General features: G+C 69.1%; 19 protein-coding genes and 2 pseudogenes. 3 read left to right on the forward strand and 18 right to left on the reverse strand.

Translation table 11 applies throughout. The annotated features are described in order from the left end of the window. Nucleotides 1-25 precede the first annotated feature (25 nt). The 5 genes and pseudogenes from metK to mihF form a co-directional block, all read right to left on the reverse strand. Nucleotides 26-1,237 carry a methionine adenosyltransferase gene (gene metK, locus AC5Y6Y_RS05035; RefSeq protein WP_463825027.1) on the reverse strand — a complete coding sequence of 404 codons (1,212 nt, stop codon included), beginning with the start codon at nt 1,235-1,237 and terminating at the stop codon, nt 26-28. Nucleotides 1,238-1,369: 132 nt separating this feature from the next. Continuing rightward, nucleotides 1,370-2,704 (reverse strand): annotated as a pseudogene (gene coaBC / locus AC5Y6Y_RS05040) (bifunctional phosphopantothenoylcysteine decarboxylase/phosphopantothenate--cysteine ligase CoaBC); the annotation flags it as partial. Continuing rightward, nucleotides 2,670-2,993: a DNA-directed RNA polymerase subunit omega gene (rpoZ, locus tag AC5Y6Y_RS05045; protein WP_463825025.1), complete on the reverse strand. Its 324-nt coding sequence runs from the start codon at nt 2,991-2,993 to the stop codon at nt 2,670-2,672. The pseudogene coaBC and the gene rpoZ, both read right to left, overlap by 35 nt. A 59-nt stretch (nt 2,994-3,052) precedes the next feature. After that, nucleotides 3,053-3,643: a guanylate kinase gene (gene gmk, locus AC5Y6Y_RS05050; RefSeq protein WP_463825024.1), complete on the reverse strand. Its 591-nt coding sequence runs from the start codon at nt 3,641-3,643 to the stop codon at nt 3,053-3,055. Nucleotides 3,644-3,685: 42 nt separating this feature from the next. Continuing rightward, nucleotides 3,686-4,000 carry an integration host factor, actinobacterial type gene (mihF, locus tag AC5Y6Y_RS05055; protein WP_036355303.1) on the reverse strand — a complete coding sequence of 105 codons (315 nt, stop codon included), beginning with the start codon at nt 3,998-4,000 and terminating at the stop codon, nt 3,686-3,688. A gap of 432 nt (nt 4,001-4,432) precedes the next feature. Here mihF and AC5Y6Y_RS05060 point away from each other — a divergent pair, with 432 nt between their 5' ends. Next, nucleotides 4,433-5,152 (forward strand): PP2C family protein-serine/threonine phosphatase, encoded by a 720-nt coding sequence (locus tag AC5Y6Y_RS05060; RefSeq protein ID WP_473139563.1) that lies wholly within the window; start codon nt 4,433-4,435, stop codon nt 5,150-5,152. On the opposite strand, the gene pyrF is transcribed toward AC5Y6Y_RS05060, so the two are convergent. From pyrF to AC5Y6Y_RS05105, 9 genes and pseudogenes are all read right to left on the reverse strand, one after another. Next, a complete protein-coding gene (pyrF, locus tag AC5Y6Y_RS05065) occupies nt 5,138-5,956 on the reverse strand; it encodes an orotidine-5'-phosphate decarboxylase (RefSeq protein ID WP_473139562.1) in 819 nt (272 codons plus the stop codon). The two genes, AC5Y6Y_RS05060 and pyrF, sit on opposite strands and share 15 nt — an antisense overlap. After that, nucleotides 5,949-9,317 carry a carbamoyl-phosphate synthase large subunit gene (gene carB / locus AC5Y6Y_RS05070; RefSeq protein ID WP_473139561.1) on the reverse strand — a complete coding sequence of 1,123 codons (3,369 nt, stop codon included), beginning with the start codon at nt 9,315-9,317 and terminating at the stop codon, nt 5,949-5,951. Before carB ends, pyrF begins: the two co-directional genes overlap by 8 nt. Next, nucleotides 9,317-10,435: a glutamine-hydrolyzing carbamoyl-phosphate synthase small subunit gene (carA, locus tag AC5Y6Y_RS05075; RefSeq protein WP_463825020.1), complete on the reverse strand. Its 1,119-nt coding sequence runs from the start codon at nt 10,433-10,435 to the stop codon at nt 9,317-9,319. Before carA ends, carB begins: the two co-directional genes overlap by 1 nt. A gap of 89 nt (nt 10,436-10,524) precedes the next feature. Continuing rightward, nucleotides 10,525-11,013: pseudogene (locus AC5Y6Y_RS05080) on the reverse strand (PH-like domain-containing protein); the annotation flags it as partial. After that, nucleotides 11,010-12,302: a dihydroorotase gene (locus AC5Y6Y_RS05085; RefSeq protein ID WP_463825019.1), complete on the reverse strand. Its 1,293-nt coding sequence runs from the start codon at nt 12,300-12,302 to the stop codon at nt 11,010-11,012. The gene AC5Y6Y_RS05085 and the pseudogene AC5Y6Y_RS05080, both read right to left, overlap by 4 nt. Then, on the reverse strand, nt 12,299-13,243 hold the full coding sequence (locus AC5Y6Y_RS05090; RefSeq protein WP_463825018.1) for an aspartate carbamoyltransferase catalytic subunit: 945 nt from the start codon (nt 13,241-13,243) through the stop codon (nt 12,299-12,301). Before AC5Y6Y_RS05090 ends, AC5Y6Y_RS05085 begins: the two co-directional genes overlap by 4 nt. Then, nucleotides 13,240-13,794 (reverse strand): bifunctional pyr operon transcriptional regulator/uracil phosphoribosyltransferase PyrR, encoded by a 555-nt coding sequence (gene pyrR, locus AC5Y6Y_RS05095; RefSeq protein WP_463825017.1) that lies wholly within the window; start codon nt 13,792-13,794, stop codon nt 13,240-13,242. Before pyrR ends, AC5Y6Y_RS05090 begins: the two co-directional genes overlap by 4 nt. Nucleotides 13,795-14,066: 272 nt before the next feature. Continuing rightward, complete coding sequence (locus tag AC5Y6Y_RS05100) at nt 14,067-14,492, reverse strand: cellulose-binding domain-containing protein (protein ID WP_473139560.1); 426 nt, start codon at nt 14,490-14,492, stop codon at nt 14,067-14,069. A 110-nt stretch (nt 14,493-14,602) separates the two neighbouring features. Next, nucleotides 14,603-16,375 carry a PPE family protein gene (locus tag AC5Y6Y_RS05105; RefSeq protein WP_473139559.1) on the reverse strand — a complete coding sequence of 591 codons (1,773 nt, stop codon included), beginning with the start codon at nt 16,373-16,375 and terminating at the stop codon, nt 14,603-14,605. Nucleotides 16,376-16,659: 284 nt separating this feature from the next. Here AC5Y6Y_RS05105 and AC5Y6Y_RS05110 point away from each other — a divergent pair, with 284 nt between their 5' ends. Further along, entirely contained in the window at nt 16,660-19,173 is a 2,514-nt protein-coding gene (locus AC5Y6Y_RS05110) for a PE family protein (protein ID WP_473139558.1), read from the forward strand. Here the strand turns inward: AC5Y6Y_RS05110 and AC5Y6Y_RS05115 are convergent. The 4 genes from AC5Y6Y_RS05115 to AC5Y6Y_RS05130 all read right to left on the reverse strand — a co-directional run bounded on the left by AC5Y6Y_RS05115 (nt 19,165) and on the right by AC5Y6Y_RS05130 (nt 23,884). Then, nucleotides 19,165-20,157: a sulfotransferase domain-containing protein gene (locus tag AC5Y6Y_RS05115; RefSeq protein WP_473139557.1), complete on the reverse strand. Its 993-nt coding sequence runs from the start codon at nt 20,155-20,157 to the stop codon at nt 19,165-19,167. The two genes, AC5Y6Y_RS05110 and AC5Y6Y_RS05115, sit on opposite strands and share 9 nt — an antisense overlap. Nucleotide 20,158: 1 nt before the next feature. Continuing rightward, entirely contained in the window at nt 20,159-21,316 is a 1,158-nt protein-coding gene (locus tag AC5Y6Y_RS05120; RefSeq protein WP_463825441.1) for a type III polyketide synthase, read from the reverse strand. A gap of 23 nt (nt 21,317-21,339) precedes the next feature. Beyond that, nucleotides 21,340-22,863 carry a fatty acid desaturase gene (locus AC5Y6Y_RS05125; RefSeq protein WP_473139556.1) on the reverse strand — a complete coding sequence of 508 codons (1,524 nt, stop codon included), beginning with the start codon at nt 22,861-22,863 and terminating at the stop codon, nt 21,340-21,342. A gap of 223 nt (nt 22,864-23,086) precedes the next feature. After that, a complete protein-coding gene (locus AC5Y6Y_RS05130; RefSeq protein WP_473139555.1) occupies nt 23,087-23,884 on the reverse strand; it encodes an LppX_LprAFG lipoprotein in 798 nt (265 codons plus the stop codon). Between the two features lie 421 nt (nt 23,885-24,305). On the opposite strand from AC5Y6Y_RS05130, the gene AC5Y6Y_RS05135 reads away from it, so the two are divergent. Then, nucleotides 24,306-25,511, forward strand: coding sequence for a serine hydrolase domain-containing protein (locus AC5Y6Y_RS05135; RefSeq protein ID WP_473139554.1), 1,206 nt, complete (start codon nt 24,306-24,308; stop codon nt 25,509-25,511). The last annotated feature ends 88 nt before the right edge of the window (nt 25,512-25,599 follow it).

Genomic DNA, 25,599 nt, shown 5'->3' on the forward strand with positions numbered 1-25,599 from the left:
GGGGCTTTTGCGTCTGCTCGGCAGGCTAGATGGCGTGCTTGAGGTCGTCGACCTTGTCCAGCTGCTCCCACGGCAGCTCGATGTCGGTACGCCCGAAGTGCCCGTAGGCGGCGGTCTGAGCGTAGATCGGCCGGAGCAGGTTCAGGTCGCGGATGATCGCGCCGGGCCGCAGGTCGAAGACCTCCGGGATGATCTTCTCGATCTTCACCGGGTCGACGGCCTCGGTGCCGAACGTCTCGATGAACAACCCGACCGGCGCCGCCTTGCCGATGGCGTAGGCCACCTGCACCTCGACGCGCTGCGCCAGGCCGGCGGCCACGACGTTCTTGGCCACCCACCGCATCGCGTACGCGGCCGACCGGTCCACCTTGGACGGGTCCTTGCCGGAGAACGCGCCGCCGCCATGGCGGGCCCAGCCGCCGTAGGTGTCGACGATGATCTTGCGGCCGGTCAGCCCGGCGTCGCCCATCGGACCGCCCAGCACGAACTTGCCGGTCGGGTTGACCAGCACCCGGGTCGACGACGAATCCAGGGTCTCGTGGGCCAGGTCGGCCAGCACCGTGTCCAGCACGTGCCGGCGGATGTCGGGGTCGAGGGTGTTCTCCAGGTCGATGCCGTCGGCGTGCTGGGTGGAGACGACGACGGTGTCCAACCGGACCGGCACGTTGTCCTCGTACTCGATGGTGACCTGGGTCTTGCCGTCGGGCCGCAGGTAGTCCAGGGTCCCGTTCTTGCGGACCTCGGTCAGTCGCCGCGACAGCCGGTGCGCCAGCGCGATGGGCAGCGGCATCAACTCCGGGGTGTCGTTGATCGCGTAGCCGAACATCAGCCCCTGGTCACCGGCGCCTTGCGAGTCCAACGGGTCGGCCGCCCCTTCGACACGTGCTTCGTGCGCGGTATCGACGCCCTGGGCGATGTCTGGCGACTGGGCGCCGATGCCGATGTTCACCCCGCAGGTCTCCCCGTCGAAGCCCTTGTCCGACGAGTCGTAGCCGATCTCGAGGATGCGCTTGCGCACGGTGTTGGTGATGTCGGCGAACGCCTCCTTGGCCGAGGTGGTGACCTCACCCACGACGTGCACCTGGCCGGTGGTCACCAGCGTCTCGACGGCGACACGGGAGCGAGGGTCCTCCGCGAGCAGCGCGTCGAGGACCGAGTCACTGATCGCGTCACAGATCTTGTCTGGATGCCCCTCGGTCACCGATTCGCTGGTGAATAGCCGGCCCTTCTCGCTCACCCTGTGATTCCTTCCCGTCGTGCTCGCCAAAGGTTAGTTAGGCGAATTATTTTTCCTGGCTCTTACTCAACCGGCTGCGCCGGGTGTTTGCAAATTCGATGGGCCGCCCGGAGCACGGGCTGCCCCGCCACGTTACTGCGGTGTCTCCCCGTGCAGAAAGGCGACGATCGCATCCACAATACGGCTCGCCATCAGCGTCTTCGATCCGTGCTGCAGTGCCGACTCGGTGCCGTCGGCCGCCAGCAGCCAGCCGTCGTTGCTGTCCACCTCGAATGCCTTGCCCTCGCCGACAGCGTTGACCACCAGCAGGTCACAGCCTTTGCGTCGCAGCTTCGCCCGGGCGTGGAACAGCACGTCACCGTTGGCGTCGCCGGTCTCGGCGGCAAACCCCACAATGGCGCGCATGTTCGGCAACTGGCCGTGCGAGCGGGCCTGTACGGCGCCGGCCAGCACGTCGTCGTTGCGCAGCAACTCGATGGGAGCGGGTCCGGCCTGGGTGTCGGGGCTCTTCTTGATCTTGGCGGTGGAAACCTGCGCGGGCCGGAAATCGGCCACCGCCGCCGCCATCACCAGCACGTTGGCTTCCGACGCGTGCTTGGACACCGCTTCACCGAGCTGCTCTGCCGAACTGATGTGCACCACGTTGACACCGGCCGGATCGATCAGCCCGGCGGTGTGTCCCGCAATCAGCGTGACCTCGGCCCCGCGCTGCGCGGCGACCCGCGCCACGGCATAGCCTTGCTTGCCCGAACTGCGGTTCCCGATGAAGCGCACCGGATCGATCGCCTCCCGGGTGCCACCGGCGGTCACCAGGACCCGGCACCCGGCCAGGTCGTAGGGCAGCGCGTCGTGGCGGTCCAGCAGCAGGTGGGCCAGCGTGGTGATCTCCTCGGCCTCGGGCAGTCGGCCGGCGCCGCTGTCGGTGCCGGTCAGCCGTCCGGAGGCGGGCTCGAGCACGATCGCCCCCCGGCGGCGCAGGGTGGCGACGTTGTCGACGGTGGCCGGATGCAGCCACATCTCGGTGTGCATCGCCGGCGCGAACAACACCGGACATCGCGCGGTGAGCAGCGTCGCGGTCAGCAGGTCGTCGGCGCGGCCGGCCACCGCGCGGGCCAGCAGATCAGCGGTGGCCGGTGCGACCACCACCAGGTCAGCCTGCTGGCCGAGACGCACATGCGCCACCTCGGGCACGTCCTTGAAGACGCCGGTCTGCACTGTTTCCCCGGACAACGCCTCGAAGGTGGCCGCCCCGACGAACTGCAGCGCGGACTCGGTGGGAATGACCCGCACGCTGTGCCCGGCCTCGCGCAGCTGCCGCACCACAGTGCAGGCCTTGTAGGCCGCGATCCCGCCGGAAACTCCGACTACGACGCGTCTGGAGCCGCGCTTGCTGCCCTCACTGCGCTGACTCTCCATGGCGCGCCGGACCCTGTTACTCGCCCTCGGTGTGTTCGAGCAGGTCGGCGTGGATTTCGCGCATCGCGATCGACAGCGGCTTTTCCTGCAACCCCGGTTCGACCAGCGGGCCGACGTACTCGAGGATGCCCTCGCCGAGCTGGTTGTAGTAGTCGTTGATCTGCCGGGCCCGCTTGGCGGCGTAGATCACCAGCGCGTACTTGCTCGAGACGCGTTCCAGCAATTCGTCAATGGGCGGGTTGGTGATGCCCAACGGGGTGTCATAGGCACCGGCCCCACCGGCCGACGGATCGAACTGATCCACGGCGGTCAACGACACGTCGGACTGCGGAATAGTCACGTAAAAATTCTCCTGGCTGCACGCAGCTGCTCATAGGCGGCTTCAAAAGTACGGTTGGGTCAAGCACTGGATGGGTTGCTAACCAGCAAGGATACCAATTCGGCGCACGCAGACTCCAATCGGCTGTTCACCACGACGACGTCGAAGTCGCCCTGAGCGGCCAATTCGATCCGCGCGGTGTCCAGGCGGCGCTGGATCACCTCGGCCGTTTCGGTGCCCCGCCCGACCAGTCTGGCCTCCAGGTCCGCCCAGCTGGGCGGGGCCAGGAACACCGTGAGCGCCTCCGGCATGGCCGCCTTGACCGCTCGGGCACCGGCGAGATCGACCTCGACGAGCACCGGGAAACCCGCTGCTTTGGCATCGCGCACCGGGGCCGCCAGCGTGCCCGACCGGTGCAGCCCCCCGTGGATCTCCGCCCATTCCAGCAGCTCGCCCTGGTCGATCAGGCGCTGAAAGGCGGTGGGGCTGACGAAGTGGTAGTCGACACCGTCGACTTCACCGGGCCGCGGCGCCCGGGTGGTGGCCGAGACGCTGAAGTGCAGGTCCGGGATGCGCTCCCGCAGGCACCGGACGACCGTCGACTTGCCGACCGCGGAGGGACCGGACAGCACGACCACGCGGCCGGAGTCCGGTCCCCCGCCGGCACTCATTGGCGCTCCCGGGCCGGGGGCTGGGTTGGATCGTCCAGCCGACTAGGAGCCGAACTTTTCCAGCAGCGCCTTGCGCTGACGGTCGCCCAGGCCGCGTAGGCGACGGGTCGGGGCGATTTCGAGCTCGGTCATGATTTCCTGCGCCTTGACCTTGCCCACCTTCGGCAAGGCCTCCAGCAGCGCAGACACCTTCATCTTGCCCAGGACTTCGTCGCTCTCGGCGTCCTTGAGGACCTGGGTGAGGTTGGTGCCGCCACGCTTGAGCCGATCCTTGAGTTCGGCTCGTGCCCGACGTGCGGCAGCAGCCTTCTCCAACGCTGCCGCGCGCTGCTCGTCGGTCAACTGGGGAAGGGCCACGATTCCTCCGTCTCTCGTCGATAACTATCGATCGTCATTTGTCTCGACCACGTACTTCGGCCAGCGCTGACGACCGTACTCACGGTCTCCGACGAAATCTAACCCGACCCCCCGGTTCCGGGGCTAAACGCCCAGCGTGCGAGCGCGACATCGCGCCGTCGACGTGCGGCGCGGCACCGTCGGACGGCGGGCGGAAACCGGTGGCCGCGCCGTTCCACGGGCCGCCAATAGCGACGTTGAACTGCGGTTTTAGGGTGCTGGTGCGGCACCGTACGGCTCGGCAGGGCAGCGGGCCACCCACGGTCGGGGGGTGCGCGCCGGTCCCCGTGCCCAGGATCACGGATCGCCGCGGCGTGTCCGCGCGTGTCGCGCACGTGCGGCGCGGCGCTTCCCGGCGCCGGGAACCGCCCGCAGAGCTGCGATACTGCCCTCATGCTGGACTGGCGGACCGCGGCCGGCAGCCACATCGGACGCCGCTATCAGGCGAACTACGACGTCGTGCACCTCGGCACCGATCCGCTGCTGGCGGTCGTCGCCGACGGCATGGGTGACGGACGCGGCAGCGCGCTGGCCGGGCAGACCGCGGTAGACACCGTGGTGGCAGCCCTGACCGGGGCGCAGATCACGCCGGCGAGCATTCGGGAAGCGGTCGCCGAAGCGCAGGAGCGCGTCCGCGCGATCGGCCGCCAACTCGGCGCGCTGACCGGGTGCACGCTCACCGCCATGGCCGCCGGCCGGGACGGGCTGTGGATCGCCCAGGTCGGCGATTCGCGGGCCTACCGGTTACGCGGCGAGCTGCTGGAGCAGCTGACCGTGGACCACACGATGGCGTGGCTGGGCGCGGTCAACGGCTGGTATGCCTTCGATTCACACGAAGCCGGGGCCGCCCGCTATCAGCTGACCCGCTATATCGGGCACCCGGACCTACCGGAGCCGGACGTCCTGAACGTCAATCCTCGTCCCGGCGACGCCTTCCTGCTGTGTAGCGACGGCGTCGCCGAACAGGTCCCGTACGCATTCCTGGAGGCCTTCCTGCAGGACAGCGACCCACAGCGGGCGGTGACCGGAATCCTGGACGCGGCCGACGCCGCCGGCGGGCACGACAACGCTAGCGCGATCGTGGTCCGGGTGGGCCAGTCAGGCGCCGGCTAGATACGCGACGGTGTCGCGCAGGCGCTCGGCGGCCGCGCGCACCTGCGCGACACCCGGGCCGGCGCGCAGCACCTCACGCGAGACCGCCGGCAACAGCAGGCCCGCCCCGGCCCCGCCGAGCCCCGCCAGCGCCTCGGGACGGCCGCCCTGGGCTCCCACCCCGGGCACCAGGACCGGTCCCCCGACAGCGCTCAGATCGGGCGGGTCGAGGACGGTGGCGCCGACGACCACGCCGACGGAGCCGGGTTGCGCCGCAGCGTTCGCGGCCGCGACGTGGTCCACGATCAACTGCGCCACGGTGCGGCCACCGACGTCGGCGCGCTGCACCGTGGCTCCCTCGGGGTTGGAGGTGGCCGCCAGCACGAACACCCCCCGGTCATGGGCCGCCGCGACGTCCAGCAGCGGGCGCAGCGAGCCGAATCCCAGATAGGGCGACGCCGTCACCGCGTCGGCGGCCAGCGGCGAATCCCCCGCCCAGGCCGCGGCGTAGGCGGCCATCGTGGTCCCGATGTCGCCCCGCTTGGCGTCGGCCAGCACCAGCACGCCGTCGGCGCGCAGCGCGGCGATGGTCTGCTCGAGCACCGCGAAGCCGGCCGCGCCGTACGCCTCGAAGAACGCCACCTGAGGTTTCACCACCGCGAACCCGGCGTAGGCCTGCACACAGACGTCGCAGAACTCGGCCAGCCCGGCCGGGGTGGCCGGCAGATCCCACGCCCGCAGCAGTTCGGGGTGCGGGTCGATGCCCAGGCACAACGGCCCGCGCTGTGCCCTGGCCGCGGCCAGCCGGGCCCCGAAACTAGCCATCGTGGCCGTTACGCGAACCCAGGTTGCGGTGCAGCTCCTGCAGCGACAACACGCCGATGTCACCGCGGATGCCGGCCTCGATGCCCTGCACGGCGGCCGAGGCGCCCTGAACCGTGGTGATGCACGGGATGTTGACCGCCACCGCGGCCGAGCGGATCTCGTAACCGTCGATGCGCGGGCCGGAGTTGCCGAAGGGCGTGTTGATCACCATGTCGACCTCGCCGGCCCGGATCGCGTCGATAGCCGACACCACCGGCCGCCCGTCCTGCGGCGCCTCGAAGTGCTTGCGGACCTCGTCGCACGGAATTCCGTTGCGGCGCAACATCTCCGCTGTACCCTCGGTGGCCAGCACGTGAAAACCCAAGTCGGCCAGCCGCTTGACCGGGAACACCAGCGACCGCTTGTCCCGGTTGGCGACCGACACGAACACCGTGCCCCGCGCGGGCAGTGAACCGTAGGCGGCTGTCTGGCTCTTGGCGAAGGCGGTGCCGAAATCGCGGTCGATGCCCATCACCTCGCCGGTGGACTTCATCTCCGGACCGAGCAGCGAATCGATCGCGGCACCGTCGGCGCGGCGGAACCGGTGGAACGGCAACACGGCTTCCTTGACCGCGATCGGGGCATCCGGCGCCGCGCTGGCGCCGTCCCCGGTCTCGGCCAGCATGCCCTCGCTGCGGAGCTGAGAAATACTGGCGCCCAACATGACTCGCGCGCAGGCTTTGGCCAGCGGGATCGCGGTTGCCTTGGACACGAACGGGACGGTGCGGCTTGCCCGCGGGTTGGCCTCCAATACGTAGAGCACGTCGTCCTTGAGCGCGTACTGCACGTTGAGTAGACCCACCACACCGATCCCGCGGGCAATGGCCTCGGTCGCCTTCCGGACCTTCTCGATATCGCTGCGACCCAACGTCACCGGCGGCAGGGCACACGCGGAGTCACCGGAGTGGATGCCGGCCTCCTCGATGTGTTCCATGATCCCGCCGATGTAGACCTCGGCGCCGTCACACAGCGCGTCGACGTCGATCTCGACCGCGTCCTCGAGGAAGCGGTCGACGAGCACCGGGTGCTCGGGGGACAGTTCGGTGGCGCGGGTGATGTAGCCGCGCAGGGTCGCCTCGTCGTAGACGATCTCCATGCCGCGACCGCCGAGCACGTAGGACGGCCGGACCAGCACCGGATAGCCGATGTCGGCGGCGATACGACGCGCCTGGTCGAACGTGGTCGCGGTGCCCCACTTGGGGGCGGGCAGGCCCGCGGCGTTGAGCACGTCGCCGAACGCGCCGCGGTCCTCGGCCAGGTCGATCGCCTCCGGCGGGGTCCCGACGATCGGCACCCCGGCATCGGCCAGGCGTTGGGCCAACCCCAGCGGGGTCTGGCCGCCCAGTTGCACGATGACCCCGGCGACACCGCCGGCACCCCGGCCGCCGGCCCCGGACTGCTCCTCGGCGCGGAACACCTCCAGCACGTCCTCGAACGTCAGCGGCTCGAAGTACAACCGGTCGGCGGTGTCGTAGTCGGTGGACACCGTCTCTGGGTTGCAGTTCACCATGACCGTCTCAAAACCGGCCTGGCTCAACGTGGTTGCCGCGTGCACGCAGCTGTAGTCGAACTCGATGCCCTGCCCGATGCGGTTGGGGCCGGAACCCAGGATCAGCACCTTGGGGCGCACCGTCTGCGGGGCGACCTCGGTCTCGGCGGCCGGGTCGAGTTCGTAGCTGCTGTAGTGATACGGCGTCTTGGCCTCGAACTCGGCCGCGCAGGTGTCCACCGTTTTGTACACCGGGTGGATGTTCAGCCGTTCGCGCAGCGAGCGCACCCCGTCTTCGCCGGCCAGTTCCGGTCGCAGCGCGGCGATCTGGCGGTCCGACAGCCCGCAGTGCTTGGCGTGACGCAGCAGTTCTGCGTCGAGCACGGGTGCGTCCACGAGTTCGGCGCGCAGGGCCACCAACTCGTCGATCTGGGCCACGAACCACGGGTCGACACCGCTGGCCTTGGCCACCTGCTCCACCGAACCGCCCAGCCGCAGCGCGAGTTCGATGTCGTAGAGCCGGCCTTCGGTGGGCGTGTGCAATCGGGTCAGCACCTCGTCCAGCGTCGAATCGGGCGGATCGGGCTTGGTCCAGAACCCGGCGCGGGTGGTCTCCAGCGAGCGCATCACCTTGCCCAGCGCCTCGACGAAGTTGCGGCCCAACGACATTGCCTCGCCGACGGACTTCATGGTGGTGGTCAGGGTCGGGTCGGCGCCGGGGAACTTCTCGAAGGCGAAACGCGGCGCTTTGACCACCACATAGTCCAGGGTGGGTTCGAAGCAGGCCGGGGTTTCCTTGGTGATGTCGTTGACGATCTCGTCGAGGGTGTAGCCGATGGCCAGCTTCGCGGCGATCTTGGCGATCGGGAAGCCGGTCGCCTTGGACGCCAGCGCACTCGAACGCGACACCCGCGGGTTCATCTCGATGACGATCAGCCGTCCGTCGTCGGGGTTGATCGCGAACTGGATGTTGCAGCCGCCGGTGTCCACGCCGACCTCGCGCAGGATCGCGATGCCCAGGTCGCGCATCCGCTGGTATTCCCGGTCGGTCAGCGTCATCGCCGGCGCCACCGTGACCGAGTCGCCGGTGTGCACACCCATCGGGTCGACGTTCTCGATCGAGCACACCACCACCACGTTGTCGTGGCCGTCGCGCATCAGCTCGAGTTCGAATTCCTTCCAGCCGTAGATGGATTCCTCGATCAGCACGTTGGCGCTGGGGCTGGCGGCCAGCCCGGCGCCGGCGATCCGGTCGACCTCCTCGACCGACCGGGCCATGCCGGAGCCGAGACCGCCCATGGTGAAGCTGGGCCGCACCACCACCGGCAGGCCCAGTTCGGCAACCGTGTCCCGCACCTCGTCCATGGTGAAACACACTCGGCTGCGGGCGGATTCGCCGCCGACCTTGGTGACGATGTCCTTGAACCGCTGCCGGTCCTCACCGCGCTGGATCGCTTCGAAGTCGGCGCCGATGAGCTCCACGCCGTACCGTTCCAGCACGCCGCGCTCGTAGAGCGCCACCGCGGTGTTGAGCGCGGTCTGGCCGCCCAGGGTGGCCAGCAGCGCGTCGATCCGGTTGCCGCGCTCGGCCTGCTGGGCGATCACCTTCTCCACGAACGAGGCGGTGATCGGTTCGACGTAGGTGAAGTCGGCGAACTCCGGGTCGGTCATGATGGTGGCCGGGTTGGAGTTGACCAGGCTGACCTGCAGTCCCTCGGCGCGCAGCACCCGGCAGGCCTGGGTGCCGGAGTAGTCGAATTCGCAGGCCTGGCCGATTACGATCGGCCCGGAGCCGATCACCAGCACGTGGTTGAGGTCTTGGCGTCGCGGCACTAGCGGTTCCCGTCCATCAGGTCGATGAACTGGTCGAACAGGTATTCCGCATCGTGCGGGCCGGCCGCGGACTCCGGATGGTATTGCACCGAAAAAGCCTTTCCGTCAACGAGTCTGACGCCCTCGACAACGCCGTCGTTGGCACAGGTGTGGCTCACCACCGCTGGGCCGAACGGCGTGTCGAACCGCTGGCCCGCCTCCCCTTCCAATGCGAAGCCGTGGTTCTGCGCCGTTACCGCCACCCGTCCGGTGGCGTGGTCGATCACCGGGATGTTGATCCCGCGATGGCCGAACACCATCTTGTAGGTCGACAGCCCCAGCGCCCGGCCCAGGATCTGATTGCCGAAACAGATGCCGAACAACGGGATTCCGGCGCCCAGCACCTCGCGGGTGAGGGCGACAGTGTGGTCGGCGGTGGCCGGGTCGCCGGGCCCGTTGGACAGGAAAACTCCGTCGGGTCTGAGCTCGGCGATCTGCTCGAAACTCGCCCCGGCGGGCAGCACGTGGCTACGTACCCCGCGCTTGGCGAAGTTACGCGGGGTGTTGGTCTTGATACCCAGATCCAGCGCGGCCACGGTAAAGCGTTGCTGCCCTTCGGGTTCGATCGTGTACGTCTCAGGCGTGCTGACTTCGCCGGCCAGGTCGGCGCCCAGCATCGCCTCCTGCGCGCGCACCCGCTCGATCAGCTGTTCGGGATCGGCCAGAGCCGGCCCGGAGAACACGCCCGCCTTCATCGAGCCGCGGCTGCGCAGATGGCGGACCACCGCGCGGGTGTCGATCCCGGCGATCCCGACGATGCGCTGGCGCACCAACTCGTCCTCCAGCGTGCCGGTGGCGCGCCAGTTCGACGCGCGCGGCGACGGGTCGCGCACCGCGTAGCCGGCGACCCAGATCTTATCGCCGCGGCTCTCGCCGTCCTCGGCGTTCCAGCCGGTATTGCCGATCTGCGGGGCGGTGGCCACCACGATCTGACGGTGGTAGCTGGGGTCGGTCAGGGTCTCCTGATAGCCGGACATGCCGGTGCTGAACACCGCCTCACCGAGTGTCTGCCCGACCGCGCCGAACGGGGTGCCGGCGAAAACCTTCCCGTCCTCCAGCACCAGCAGCGCTCGACTCATGTGCGCCACTCCTCGTCGGTTCGTTCCCCGCCGGCGGGCGGTTGCCCCCCTGCATCGTCATCGACGCAACTCACTTGCCCGGGCTCCTCTTCTTCCAACCACTTCGCATAGTCGTCCCGGTTGTTCGCCCGGAACCCCGTGTCGATCTCGGTGCCCGACGGCAACCGCCACCGGATAGCCAGGATCCCGTTGCGCACACCCACCTTGCCGACGATGCCGCGCTCACAACGGATGTCCACCACCGACTCCCGCGGAATCCAGATCGGTTGCGCACGAATGCGTTCCACTAGAATCCCGCCGGTGTAGCGGGTCAGCACCGCCTTGCTGCGGTACCCGAGATCGCCGACGGCGATCCGGTCGTTCCAGGCCGGGGACAGAGTGCAACCGACGTAGAGGCCGGGCGTGGTGATCAGGGCGGCCCCCACCTCGTCGGGCAGGTCGGGCAGCTCGCCGACCAGCTCCACCTGCCGTTCGGCCCGGCGTCGCCAGCCCCGCATCATCAACTGGATGACCACCGCCAGCAACACCACCAGGACCGCCGCAAAGATCAGCGATCCCACCATGGTGCCTGAATTCATACCGGACTCTTCCCGTCTCGGGCGGTGACCCTGCCGCGCAACAGCGTCGCAGTGACCGTCGCAGGCAGTGTCATCGACTCGTATGGCGTGTTGGCCGAACGGCTGGCCAACTCGCCGCCGGTGACCGTCCAGGTGGCGTCCGGATCGACCACGGTCACGTTGGCCGGCTCCCCCACTTCCAACGGCCGGCCCTGATCGGGCAGCCCCACGATGCGCGCCGGATTCTCGCTCATCACCCGGGCGACGTCACGCCAGGTCAGCAGGCCCGGACGCACCATCGTCTGCACCACCACCGACAACGCGGTCTGCAGGCCGAGCATGCCCGGACGCGCCGCGGAGAACTCGACGCACTTCTCGTGCTCGGCATGCGGGGCGTGATCGGTGGCCACACAGTCGATTACCCCGTCGGCCAGGGCCTGACGCAGCGCGATAGCGTCGGCGGCCTCGCGCAGGGGCGGGTTGACCCGATTGCGCCCGTCGTAGCTGGCCAGCCTGCTATCGTCCAGCAGCAAGTGATGCGGGGTGACCTCGGCGGTGATCGAAATACCTTGCTCCTTAGCCCATTTCACCAGCTCGACGGTGCCGGCGGTGGAGGCGTGGCAGATGTGCACCCGGGCTCCGGCGTCGCGGGCCAGCAGGGCGTCGCGGGCGACGATGGATTCCTCGGCGGCCCTCGGCCATCCGGTGAGTCCGAGCCGGGCGGCAGTGGGCCCTTCATGGGCGATCGCCCCGACGGTCAGCCGCGGCTCTTCAGCGTGCTGGGCGATCAGCACCCCCAGCCCGGTGGCGTATTCCAGCGCGCGGCGCATCACCAGCGGGTCGTGCACGCAGATGCCGTCGTCGGAGAACATCCGCACCCCGGCGACACCGGCATGCATCATCCCCATCTCGGTGAGCTCTTTGCCGGCCAGCCCGATGGTGACCGCACCGACCGGGTGGACATCGACCAGGCCGACCTGCTGACCCCGGTGCCACACGTGGTCGGTGACCACCGGGCTGTCGGCCACCGGATCGGTGTTGGCCATCGCGAACACCGCTGTGTAACCGCCGAGAGCGGCTGCCGCCGAACCGGTTTCGATGTCTTCGGCGTACTCCCGGCCGGGCTCGCGCAGATGCGTGTGCAGATCCACGAAGCCGGGCAGCAACACCTGACCGGAGGCGTCGATGACGTCGGCGGTGTCGGGAATCTCGAGTCCGGCACCGATTTCAGCGATCTGGCCGTCCGCCACCAGCACGTCGACGGGATCGCCCGCACCGTAGCGTCGGACGCCCCGAATCAGCACACTCATGCCGCCGCCTCCTCGGCACCCACCAGAACGTGGAACAACACCGCCATGCGCACATGCACACCGTTGGAAACCTGTTGCAGCACAGCCGATTGCGACGAGTCCGCGACCGCAGAGGAGATCTCCATACCGCGCAGCATCGGGCCCGGGTGCAGCACCACGGCGTGTCCGGGCAGCAGCGCCTGGCGCCGCGCGGACAGTCCGTACAGCGCCGAATATTCGCGCACCGAGGGGAAGAAGCCGCCGTTCATCCGCTCGGCCTGCACCCGCAACATCAGCACCGCGTCGGCAGCAGGCAGTTCGGCGTCGAAGTCGTTGGACACGGTGACCGGCCAGCTCTCCACCCCGCGCGGCAACAGGGTCGGCGGCGCGACCAGCACCACCTCCGCACCCAGGGTGTGCAGCAGCATCACGTTGGAGCGGGCCACCCGGCTGTGCAGGATGTCACCCACGATCACCACCCGGCGACCCTCGATGCCGCCGAGTCGTTGCCGCACGGTCAGCGCATCCAGCAGAGCCTGGGTGGGATGCTCGTGGGTGCCGTCACCGGCGTTGATCACCGACGGACCATCTTGGCGACCGGTCCACTCGGCGAGCAGATGCGCCGCACCCGAGGCGGGATGCCGCACGATCAGCGCGTCGGCGCCGGCCGCGCGCAGGGTCAGCGCGGTGTCGCGCAACGACTCGCCCTTGCCGACCGAGGACCCGGTCGCGCTGACGTTGATCACGTCGGCGCTCATCCACTTGCCGGCCACCTCGAACGAGACGCGGGTGCGGGTGGAGTTCTCGTAGAACATCGTGACGACGGTGCGTCCACGCAGCGTCGGGAGTTTCTTGATGTCACGGCCCACCAGGGCTTGGGCGAAGCGGTCGGCGTCGTCGAGTATCGCGGTGGCCTCGTCGCGGGTCAGGTCCCCGGCGCTGAGCAGGTGTCGCCTGGTCATCGGGTGATCACCACGCCGTCGTGCCCGTCGTCCTCGCGCAACCGCACGTGCACGCTCTCGCTGCGCGAGGTGGGCACGTTCTTGCCGACATAGTCCGCGCGCACCGGCAACTCGCGGTGGCCGCGATCGACGAGGACGGCCAGTTGCACTGCCCGGGGACGTCCGACGTCGCGCAGCGCGTCCAGGGCGGAGCGGGTCGAGCGACCGGAATACAGCACGTCGTCGACCAGGATGACCAGTGCGTCGTCGACGCCGCCGGCCGGGATCGACGTCGCGGCCAGTGGTCGCGGCGGTTTGATCATCAGGTCATCGCGGTAGAGGGTGATGTCCAGCGAGCCGTGGCCGACGTCGACGCCGCTGAATTCGGCGATGTTGGCGGCCAGCCGGCCCGCCAGTGTGACGCCGCGGGTGGGGATTCCCAGCAGGACAACACGGGTCGAGTCGGGGTTGTCCAGTGCGGTCTTCTCGATGATCTGATGAGCCATACGAGAGATGGTCCGACCAACGTCGGCCGCTGACATCAATTCTCGCGGTTCCCGGACAGCACCCATACGAGAGCTTGACCTCCTTCTCCGCCTCTCCGGACGGATCGTTAAAGGATGTCGACTGCCGGGCAGCCTAACACGGGCTGGGGTGGGTGATTCGGCGCCGGCAGCGGCTCAGCGGAGGCCGAAAAGGATGTTGGTCACTTCAGTCCCATACGGCTCAGCTGTCCCGGATTCGGACACCCTCGGTGGTTTGCCCACCTCTGCGCGAATTGCCTGCCTATGCGCGACTTTTGCACGAATCACAGAGCTGTTGCGCCACTGGCTGGATGCCGTCGCTAGGAACAGTATTGCCCGTTGATCCGGCAGTTCACGGGCGGCGAATAGGTACCGGACAACACGCCGCGCATGCCGCCGTTGGCGGTACCACCGGGGGCAATCGTGCGATTCCAGTTCGCCGGGGTGATCACGTAGTGCGTGCCCACCTGGGTGACCGTGCTGTTCCAGGTATGCGAAACGGATTCGCCCGCCGGCAGGTCGAATTCCAGCTTCCAGTCGGTCAGCGGCGCCACGCTCATGTTGGTGACGATGAAGCGGGCGATGAAACCGGTCTGCCAGGTGTGTTCCACCGTCAACGTCGCGGTGGCGGCAGCCGCGTCGGCCACGGGGGCGGCGCCGATCCCGAACAGTGCCACCGCGAATGCCGACATGGTTGCGTGAAGCGCTGTGCGCCAGGGCTTCTCGCATCTGTGCCGTCCGCTCATAGGAGCCAACACTATAGCCGGACAGGCGGTACCGGCCCCCTCGCCGCAGGGACGCTGCCGTAACTTTGCCCAACCGCAACCGATGTGAAATGTCAGCGCAGCAACGAAAGTCAACCCGGTGCGCCGTCGGCGGTGCTGCCGAAACCGCCGAAGCCGCCGCGGCCATCGGCGTCGCCGAAGCCGTTACCTCCGGCCCCGCCGTTGCCGCCGAAACCGTCAACGCCGCCAATACCGTTGCCGCCGTTGCCGCCATTGCCGCCCGGGGCGACGATGCCGCCGTTGTCACCGGGGCCGCCGGCGCCGCCGCGCGCGACCAACCCGGCCTCGGCGTCACCGCCGTTGCCGCCCGGTCCGCCGTTGCCGGTCAACCCACCGCTGCCACCGGCGCCGCCCCGGCCGCCGGTCGCGTCGCCGGTGAGTGAGCTCGCATCTCCGCCGAGTCCGCCGAAGCCACCGGTGCCCGATCCTGCCGAGCTACCGCCGTTGCCACCGTTGCCACCCTGGGCGAACCCGTTGGCTGTCTGCGCGGCGCCGCCGTTGCCGCCGGGACCGGCGTTGCCGATGACGGACGCGCCGCCGCTACCGCCGTTGCCGCCGATCGCGCCAACCGTGCCGACCAGGTTGTTGCCACCCGCGCCGCCGGCACCGCCGCTGCCGAAGTCACCCGCGTCGCCGCCGTTGCCGCCGTCACCGGCGTTGCCACCGGGGGCGGCCTGTCCCCCGTTGCCGCCGTTGCCGCCGCTGCCGGCCAGGGACGCCCCGGCGCCCCCGTCGCCACCGTCGCCGCCGAACAACGAACTGCCGCCACTGCCGCCGTTGCCGAACATGACCGCCGCCGCTCCACCGTCGCCGCCGTTGCCCGACCCACTCGACCCGCCGTCGCCCCCGCTGCCCGCGATGGCGCCGCCGCTGCCTCCGGCACCGCCGTTGCCGGACGCGCTGAAGCCCCCGCCACCGCCATTGCCGGCCAGAGCTCCACCGCTTCCGCCATTGCCCCCGGGTTGGCCCGCGCCGGTAGCCGCGCCCCCGGCACCGCCGAACCCGAGCAGACCGGCGTTGCCGCCGGCGCCGCCGGCCCCACCACCGCCACCCTGGCCTCCGGCACCGAACAGCAGCCCGCCTGTTCCGCCGGCGCCGCCGAATCCCGCGGTACCACCGTTGCCGCCGTTCCCCCCGGTGCCGACCAGGCCGGCGGACCCGCCGCTGCCGCCGCTGCCCGTCGGCGCGGAGTTGGAGTAGCCGTCGCCGCCGTCGCCGAAGAGCAGCCCCCCGGCGCCTCCGGCGGGATTGCTCGCCGTGCCGGCGGCCCCGTTGCCGACCAGCGGTCGTCCCAGCAGCACCTGAGTGGGTGCATTGACCAGGTCGAGCGCAGCGGTTTGCCACGACGGCAATTGCGCTGCCGCTGCCGAAACCTCGCCGTGATAACCGGCCATCGCGCTCACATCGCGCGCCCACATCTCCTCGTAGACCGACTCGACGGCGGCGATCGCGGGCGCGTTCTGGCCGAACAGGTTTGAGACGACCAACGCCACCAGGTTGTTCCGGTTGGCTGCGACCACCAACGGACGCACCGTGGCGGCCTGCGCTGCCTCGAACGCGCTCACCACGGTCTGCGCCTGGCGCGCTGCCAATTCCGCTTGCGCCGCAGCCACATTCAAGAAGGACGCATACCGGGCGGCGGTCTCGGTCATGGCAACCGACGAACTGCCTTGCCACGCCTGCCCGGTCAGGTCGGAGATCACCGAGGAGAATCCCGCCGCCGACGCGTTCATCTCCGTCGCGAGCAGCTCCCAGGATGTCGCGGCAGCCGACATCGGCCCCGTCCCCGCCCCTGCGAACATCAGCGCCGAATTGACCTCCGGCGGCAGCATGACAAAGTTCATCCCTCGGCCCCTCCCCGATGCCACAGCACTGTGCTGCTCCCGCCGGTGCGAGCCGCGTCGCCGCCGGGACCAACCCGATATCCCCCGGTCAGATCATCCGCGCACAGCACTGACGGCGGGCCAGAACCAGGCAATCGTTCGTTCTGCGGCCCAAACGGGCACGATGCGCCGGACGGCGACTGCACGTTTAGGGCGATGTTGCCCGGGCACCCCCGGCTCAGCCCGCAGGGCTATTCCGGCGGACCACGCGTGGTTCCCGTCCACGTCGAAGGAAGCCAAACACCATGTCGTTTGTCGGTGTCGTACCAGAAATCCTGCAAGCCACTGCCGGTGATGCGGCCCGCGTCGCCGACCTGATTCGAACGGCCCAGGCGGTGGCCGCGAATTCCACCACACACATCGCGGCGGCCGCGAATGACGAAGTGTCGGCGTCGATCGCGGCGCTCTTTTCCGGACATGGACAGCAGTTCCAGGCGGTCGCGGGCCAGGCCATGACATTTCACACCCGGTTCGTACAGCTGCTGAGCACCGGGGCGGGTGCCTACTCGAGCGCGGAGGCGAGCAACGCCGGTCCGTTGCAGACGTTGCTGGCCTCGGTGAACGACCCGGTGCAGACACTGACCGGGCGCCCGTTGGTGGGCAATGGCGCCAACGCCGCGCCGGGATCGGGTCAGAACGGTGGCGCGGCCGGCTGGCTGATCGGCAGCGGCGGCGCCGGCGGATCGGGCGACCCCGGACAACACGGCGGCAACGGCGGCGCAGCCGGCCTGTTCGGCAACGGAGGTCCCGGCGGCGCTGGTGGCAGCATGACGGCCGGCGTCGGCGGCAACGGCGGTACGGGCGGGGCCGGCGGCCTGCTGCTCGGCAACGGCGGCGCCGGCGGCAGCGGCGGAATGTCCAGCAGCGCGACCGGACTGGGCGGCGCCGGTGGCGCCGGCGGATCCGGGGTGTGGCTCGGCGGGGGCGGGCCCGGCGGAGTCGGTGGGGCAAACCCGACCGGTGTCGGCGGCACCGGCGGCGGGGGCGGCGCCGCCGGGTTCATGGGCCAGATGGTCGCCGAGGGCGGCGGCAACGGCGGCGACGGCGGGGTCGGCCGCACCGGAGGTGCGGGCGGGGCGGGTGGCGCTGCGGGCCTGCCGGCCGGACCGGGTGGGAGCGGCGGCGCCGGCGGGGTGGGCGTCTTCGACAACGGCGGCGCCGGCGGACCGGGCGGAACTGCGGGGTTCCTGGTCGGCGCGGGCGGATCCGGCGGCGGTGGCGGGGCGGCGAGCGGATCCGGGGCGGGCGGGAGCGGCGGCGCAGGCGGTGCGGCGAGCATGTTCCTTTCCGACGGAGGACCCGGTGGTGTTGGCGGACAGAGCATTTCGGGTCTGGGCGGGACCGGCGGCGCGGGCGGTGACGGCGGCTGGGTGTCCAACGGCGGCGCTGGGGCTGCCGGCGGGTTCAGTGAACTGGGGAACGGCGGAGCCGCCGGGGCCGGAGGGCGGGGCGGCTTGCTGATCGGCAATGGCGGCGCCGGCGGGGCCGGCGGTGACAGCTCGGCCGGGACGGGGGGTATCGGCGGCGCGGGCGGTGATGCCCGGCTGATCGGTGTCGCCGGCAACGGCGGCAACGGCGGGTTCTCGCCGGTCACCGTCGGCACCGCCGGATCCGCCGGCATCGCGGGGCCGCTGCAGGGCGCGTTCAACGTTGTCAACGCCCCCACCGAAGCGCTGCTGGGCCGTCCACTGATCGGTAACGGGGCCAACGCGCCGACCGGCTCCGGCCTCGACGGTGCAGCGGGCGGAATCCTGCTCGGCACCGGTGGCGCCGGCGGGTCAGCCGGAGCAGGCGGCACCGGCGGAGGCGGCGGCGGTGCGGGCGGATTGATCGGCGCCGGCGGCACCGGCGGCACCGGTGCATACTGCGCGACCGGCGACGGCGGGATCGGCGGGGCCGGCGGCAGCGGCGGACTGCTGTTCGGCCGCGGTGGATTCGGCGGCGCCGGTGGGTCCACGCTGGCCGACTCCTTCCGGGGTGGCGTAGGCGGCGGCGGCGGTGGCGGTGGCTTGTTCGGATCCGGCGGCAACGGCGGCGTTGGGGGAACCGGCGGAATACTGGGCGGGACGGGCGGGGCCGGCGGATCGGCCGGACCTCTCGGCGGCGTGGTCACCGCGGTCGGGGGCAACGGCGGGTCGGGTGGCAGCGGCAGCCTGCTCGGCGGCACCGGCGGAGCCGGCGGGGTGGGCGCGCTGGTGGGCGGTCCCGGTGGCGCCGGCGGCGCCGCCGGCGTCAGCGCGACCGGCACCGGCGGTCAGGGTGGGACCGGCGGCAATCCCGGCCTCCTGTTCGGCATCGGCGGAACCGGCGGGACCGGTGGCTTCGGACTCACCGGGGGCGCCGGCGGTGACGGGGGCGATGCGCTGGTGCTGTGCCTGAGTGGTGGCCCCGGTGGCACCGGCGGAGTCGGGCTGACCGGCCCGGGAGGCGACGGCGGCAGCGGCGGCAACGGCGCCGTCATCATCGGTTTCGGCGGTGACGGAGGAACCGGTGGCATCACGATCGGTGGTGCGTCGGCCGGAAACGGTGGCCGCGGCGGCGACGTCGCCATTCTGGGTGTCGCCGGTGCCGGCGGGGCCGGTGGCGACAACGTCAGTGGGGGTCTCGGCGGCGCGGGTGGCTCCGGAGGGAACGCGGTGTTGATCGGCAACGGCGGCAACGGCGGTAACCGCGGCGTCGGCGGCCCGGTAGGTAATCCAGGCACCGGCGGGGGCGGCGGGTTCGTATTCGGAGCGGACGGGTTGAGCGGACTAACCTGACGCCGCGACTACTTCCGGGTCGTACCCGCGGCGGCCCTCGTGCGCCCAGGCAAGCAGGTCCGGGGGCGCAAGCTGGTTGATCCGGTGGTTGTAGCGGCGGTACTCGTCGCGGGTGAAGTACTCCTGCCACTCACCGTTGCCGCCGCGACGGAAGAACTGCTCATCGCTGCGCCAGATGCCGTCGGTGGTGTTCGGCGCGACTTCGGCTGCCCGAGAACGCATTTCACCGAGTGAGGCATGCCGGCTCAGCTCCTGCGCACGCTCGCGGCTCAGGTCGTAGCCGAGTACCGCAGCAAGGCGCAGCATCTCCCCCACCAGATCGGCCTGATAGTCGGCGTAGTGGAGGAGCGCCACGTTGGGCAGGTGGCGGCGCTCCCATACCTTGCCGAACTGGTGCATCACGTTGGCCAGAGTGCCGATTCCCTTCGGCGGGGTGAAACCCACCCCGGGTGGCGGCAGCGCGGGCCCTTCCAGCCAGTGCCGGAATTCGTCGATCGGTCCGCGGCCCAGCGGACCGGGTTCGGGTCCCGGCGGACCCAGGCGCTCTTGCGGAGGCACCGCGATCTCGTGCAGCGCCCGCACCCGCGCGCGATCCATGTTGGTCGTCTGATGCAGCATCGACACCGCGGCGTCACGCGGGTCGCGCCCCACGCACAGGTAGGTGACCCGGTCGTCGAGCACCAGGCCGTCCAGCGGCGTGTGGGTCTTGATGAACCGCCGGTGCCGCTGCGCGTCGAGGACGGCGATGACCTCGCCGATGGGCCGGATCGTCTGGTCGAGCCACGGCGACACCGTCGACAGTGGTCCGGGCAGCTCAGGCCCGTCGAAGACGAGCAACGACACCAACCGCTGCGTCCAGGTCATCCCACACTTCGGCGGCGTGGAGATGACGATGTCGCCCTCGCGCAACTGCAACGCATCCCAGCGCAGATTGTCGGTCATCAACTCGCGGTACAGCACCCGCTCGCTCAGCCGATTGCTCATTTCATTCACCCCGGATGATGTCGAACAACATGCCTTCTACGGTGACCCCCGGCGCGAACGAGAACGCCACGCCCGTCGAGATCGGCTTGGCCGAATCCGCCTGTCGCACCATGAGTTCCAGCACGAAGATGAGCGAGACGCTGAGCATGTTGCCGAACCGGGCCAGCACCTCCCAGCTGTGCGACGCCCGCTCCGGGCCGATACCCAACGATCGCACGGACTGCTCGATGATCTTGGGCCCACCGGGATGGATCGCCCACAGATCAATGTCGGATTTCTGTAATCCATTGTCCCGCAATACTTCTGCTACCACCGGTGCGACACTGCGGAAGATGTAGTCGGGTAGGTTCTCCGACAGTTCGCAGGTGATGCCGTTGTGGTTGACGCCCAGCACTATGCCGTCTTCGGCGTCGTCGAGCAGCTGGGTGAACGCGCTGCGGATCACCACGTTGCCCTGCGGCAGCTGCTTGTGCACCTGGCTGGCGCCGATCAGCAACGCCCCGCACCCGTCACCGAACAGGCTGTGGACCACCACGTCGTTGACATCGTCGGCGAAAACGGCGTTCACCGAACACAATTCGATGCACACCACCAACGACTTCATGCTCGGATGGGCCCGAACGTAGGTGGCGGCGGTGCGTATGGCGTTCATCGCCGCCGCACAGCCCATGAAGTTCACCACGACGCGCGACACCGATTTCGGCAATCCCAGTTCCTTGACGATCGCGACATCGACACCCGGTGCGATGAATCCGGTGCTGGTGACGAACACCACCTGCCCGATCTCGTCGGTCCGGTACGGCAGACCGGCCAGAGCACGTCTGCTGACGTCGACCGCCAGCGGAACCGCGTGCTGGAAGAACAGGTTCATCCGGTCCCGGACGGTGCCGGGTTCCTTGCGGAACGCGTCGAACGCGGGATCCAGCGGGTCCACCGCCATCCGGCGGGCCCCGACCCGCGTCTTGCGGTACAGCCGCGGGATCCGTTGCCGCTGTTCGGGATCGTCGAAGAGCTCCGCGACTCGCTCGGCGGCATCGGCCTGGTGCACGACCCGCGGCGGCGAACCGGTCGCGATGCCCTCGATGACCGCCACCGTGGTCGGTGGCGCCGGCGGCAACTGAGCCAGCCGGACTTCGACTTCTGCTGCGGCGGGGAACATCACGCCGCCCTCCGTAGGGGTACTCACACCGACCCGATCCCGACGAAGCCGGCCACCACGTACCTGGCGCTGTCCTTGAACGCCGTCGGCGAAAGATGTTCGCGCACCACGCCCCACTTGCGTTCCCGCGCCGGCCGCGACGGCGACAACAGATAGCTGCGGCACAGCTTGGGCAGCCGGTCGCCGAAGAAGCTCTTCGGCGGCAACCATTCGACACCGAACTTCGTTGCCTCCTCGCGCAGCACGTCCTCGGTGACGATGTTGGCGAATCCGCTGCGCTGGAACGGCAATACGTGATGGACGCGGTGCGAGCTCAAGCCCGCCGACAGGAAGCAGTCGACGTAGCGGTTGCCGAGCACCGACAAGTCGTTGGCGTGCTGGACCTGATCGACGGCCCAGTCCTGTCCTGCGGGCACGGCGGCGCTGTCCTCGTCCTCGAACTCGTGGCTGGCCACCACCAGAAAGGTGCTGATCCACAGCGTGACGGCGAATTGCAAAGCCCAGGCCCAGAAGTCGCCGGCTGCCAGAAAAACCACCATCTCGGCCACCAGCAGCAATCGCACCCCGGACGACCCGAGGAAATGCGGCAGCGCATTGCGCCAACTCCCGTAGCCCTCTTCGACACCGACCTTGCGGGTCATGTTCCACACGTCGGCGATCCGCACGGCCATACCGGTGAGAAGGTGACCGAATTTGTGCAGGGTGTGCACCGGAATGCGATACAGCCGCGGCAGTCGCATCATCATCGTGAAGACGTTCTTCTTGATGTCGACGTCGCTCTGCGTGTACGGATGGTGCAGCAGGGTGTGACCGTCGGCCACGACCAGCGCCAACGCGATGTAATTCAGGTCGAATGTGTTGGCGAACACCCTATTCAGGCCCCGCTGGGCACGGTGCAGGGCGTAGTGGCCGTAGGCGACCAGCGAGCTGCGCAGCAGCACCATCGCAAACACGAACGCCCACAACGGCATCCACCGCGGCTCGATCAAACGCACCGCCTGCACCCCGAAATAGGAGATGGCCAGGAGCACCACCACGATGTTGAAAACGCGGTCCATGCGCTTGATTCGCGCGGCCAGCACCGGCTCGGTGAGCCGCGTCTTGACCCGGTGCATCAGGTCTTCCTGATTGCCGAACCGGTATTTCGGTGTGTCCCGGCGGCTGTCGAAGTCGTCTTTGAACAGAAACGGCGGCGCGTTGTGCTTGGGATGGATGTCGCGCGGAGTTGCGGCGCGGTCCAGCGAATAGCGGCGATCAAGGATGCGCTCGACCACTTTCGGGTCGCGGTGGTATGACTCGATGACCGCGGTGATGTCCCGGTTCTTGGTTCGCCCGATGAAGAAGGCGCCACCGGGATGCTTGTCGATCCAATCGCTCAAATCGTAGGCCCGCCCGTTGTACACCCACACGTCGGGAAGCACCGGCGGGCCGCCCGGCGGAGGCCCGGGACGCGGGCCGGGGCCCCGCTCTTGAGCTTCCCCGTTCCGCCCGGGCTCAGGACCCGGCGCAAGGCCGCGCTCCCGAACCTCGGGGAGGTCGTTGGTCATTCGTGGTCCTCCGGGTCTGGTCGAATGAAATCGGCTGCGCGCCGGGCTTTCCGGCGAGCTGGCCCAAATGGTGGAGGGCCGGCCTTGGAGGAGCCTTGGAGGATTCTCAAAGGATGTCTGTTCGGTGTTAGAAAGTGCACGTCAAACGGGATGCGACCCGGGCGCGTCGGTCGCTCGAGCGATGCCGCCTTGCCCGGGTCGGTCCCGATCGGAGACTGCCCGGCTAACCTTCCGGATTCGGAATGGTCACCGGCGCACCCCATTTGGACAAGTTGATGGTGACGTGACCCTTGTCCTTGTCGAGCACCATGCGCACCAGATATGCGCTCGGCGGCGTGCCGGGCGCCCCCGGCGCTTTGACGTCGGCGATGTAGAGCGTGATCGGCAATGGGCCCTTGGCGTCCTTGCCGATCTGCGGCACCAGCGGGTCCACGACCGCCGGGTCGATGGTCCCGGTCACCTTGATCACGGCGACCCCGTCGATGTTGTCGTTCCCGGCAACCTGCGGGTTCTGGACCTTCGCGATGACCGCGCCGATACCCTTTTCCTTGTCCAGCACCACGCCTGGGTCGTAGAACTTGACCGCCTCGCCGACCGAGTTGTACTTGCCGGCGTCGTCCTTGATGAACATGGTCTTGTTGGTGACGATGAACGTCTTGGGTACCGCGGGAGTCTTGGGTTGCAACCTGATGGTGGCGTCGCCGACGGCCCGTCCACCCAGATTCTCGGGCTCATTGGTCACATCAGCATTGACCGATTCCATCGGCAAGGTGTTGATGTCGGCGGTCGACAGATTGATGTGCACGTTGCGCAGCCCGGTGGTGGCTTTGGAACTGTCCGTCAGCAGCTGTTGCGCGTCGGGTGAGGGGGCCGTGGACGATCCGGACGTTCCAGCGGCTCCGCTCGTCGCCGACGTGGTCGAGGATCCCGAGGACTTGGACGGCTCGGAGGACTTGTTTCCGCCGCAGCCGGTGATGACGGTCGCGACAAGTGCTGCGGCGAACAGGATCGCGACAGACACCGGGGTCGAGGGTTTACGGGAGACGGGTCGATGGGAGATTTGCGCTTGTGAGATCAAGCCATTCATGGCCAGCCTTTGCTGAGTTAACCAACCGGTGGTATTGAGCAGCGGGTCGCTACCCTCGTCGTACGGTGTGGACGGAGCCTGGGCGTCGCGCCCCCACCCTTCATCGCGGACCTCGGTGACTGCACACCCGCACCCTGGTTCACCAGCAACGACACCATTCTCCCGAGTCGCCGCCCTCACAGCGCGTTCACCAGATCACTTTGCCGGAGAGCGCGACAGTAACATGCGGCCCGCGCGGTGCAAACCGTTTCCCGGCAGCAACTAACGGTGGGGTCTGACCGGTGCGGCGGCCTCGGTCGATCTTTGCGGAAACGCCAATTTCCCGCGCGCGCGGCCGGGCCGCTAACCTACCCGAGTGAATCTCGACGGCAATCAGGCGACCATCCGCGAGGTGTGCGAGGCGGGTCTGCTGGCCGGAGCCCTCACGGTGGTCTGGCAGCACGGAGAAGTGTTGCAGGTCAACGAAATCGGGTATCGGGATGTCGAGGCCGGCCTACCCATGCAGCGCGACACGTTGTTCCGCATCGCCTCCATGACCAAACCGGTGACGGTGGCAGCGGTCATGAGCCTGGTCGACGAAGGCAAGCTGACGTTGCGCGATCCGATCACCCGGTGGGCGCCGGAGCTGGCCGACCTGCAGGTGCTCGACGATCCGCGTGGCCCGTTGGACCGCACCCATCCCGCGCGACGGCCCATCCTGATCGAGGACCTGCTCACCCACACCAGCGGCCTGGCATACGGCTTTTCAGTGACCGGTCCGATTGCGCAGGCGTATCTGCGGCTGCCGTTCAACCAGGGCTCCGACGTCTGGCTGAGCGAACTCGCCGAATTGCCGCTGGTGCATCAACCGGGCGAAAAGGTGACCTACAGCCACGCCATCGACCTGCTCGGCGTGATCCTGTCCCGCATCGAGGACAAGCCGCTTTACGAGGTTTTCGACGAGCGGGTGCTCGGACCGGTGGGCATGCCGGACACGGGGTTCTTCGTCACGCCTGAGGCGCGATCCCGGGCCGCCACCATGTACCGGCACGACGAGCACGGCCGGCTGCGGCACGACGTGATGGGTCCGCCGCACGTCAAGCCCCCGACGTTCTGCAACGCCGGCGGTGGGCTGTGGTCGACGGCCGACGACTATCTGCGATTCGTGCGCATGTTGCTGGGCGACGGGTCGGTCGACGGCGTTCGGGTCCTGACCCCGGAGTCGGTGGCGCTGATGCGCACCGACCGGCTGACCGAGGAGCAGAAGCGGCACAACTTCCTCGGGTCGCCGTACTGGGTGGGACGCGGATTCGGCCTGAACCTGTCGGTGGTGACCGACCCGGCCAAGGCCACCCCGCTGTTCGGGCCGGGCGGCGTGGGGACGTTCAGCTGGCCGGGCGCCTACGGGACGTGGTGGCAGGCCGACCCGAGCGCGGACCTGATCCTGATGTACCTAATTCAGTACTGCCCCGACCTGACGGTGAACGCGGCCGCGGCAGTCGCGGGCAATCCGACGCTGGCCCGGCTGCGGACCGCGCAACCGAGGTTCGTCCGGCACACCTATCGCGCGCTCCGGTTGTAGGCCCGACTCGCAAGCCGATGTTTGCGCCCCCGGCGCTGGGGGCGTCACGCTGGCGTGACGCTCGACGGCCACAGCCACGCTGGCGTGA

This window comes from Mycobacterium sp. NGS24 (genome assembly GCF_059813065.1).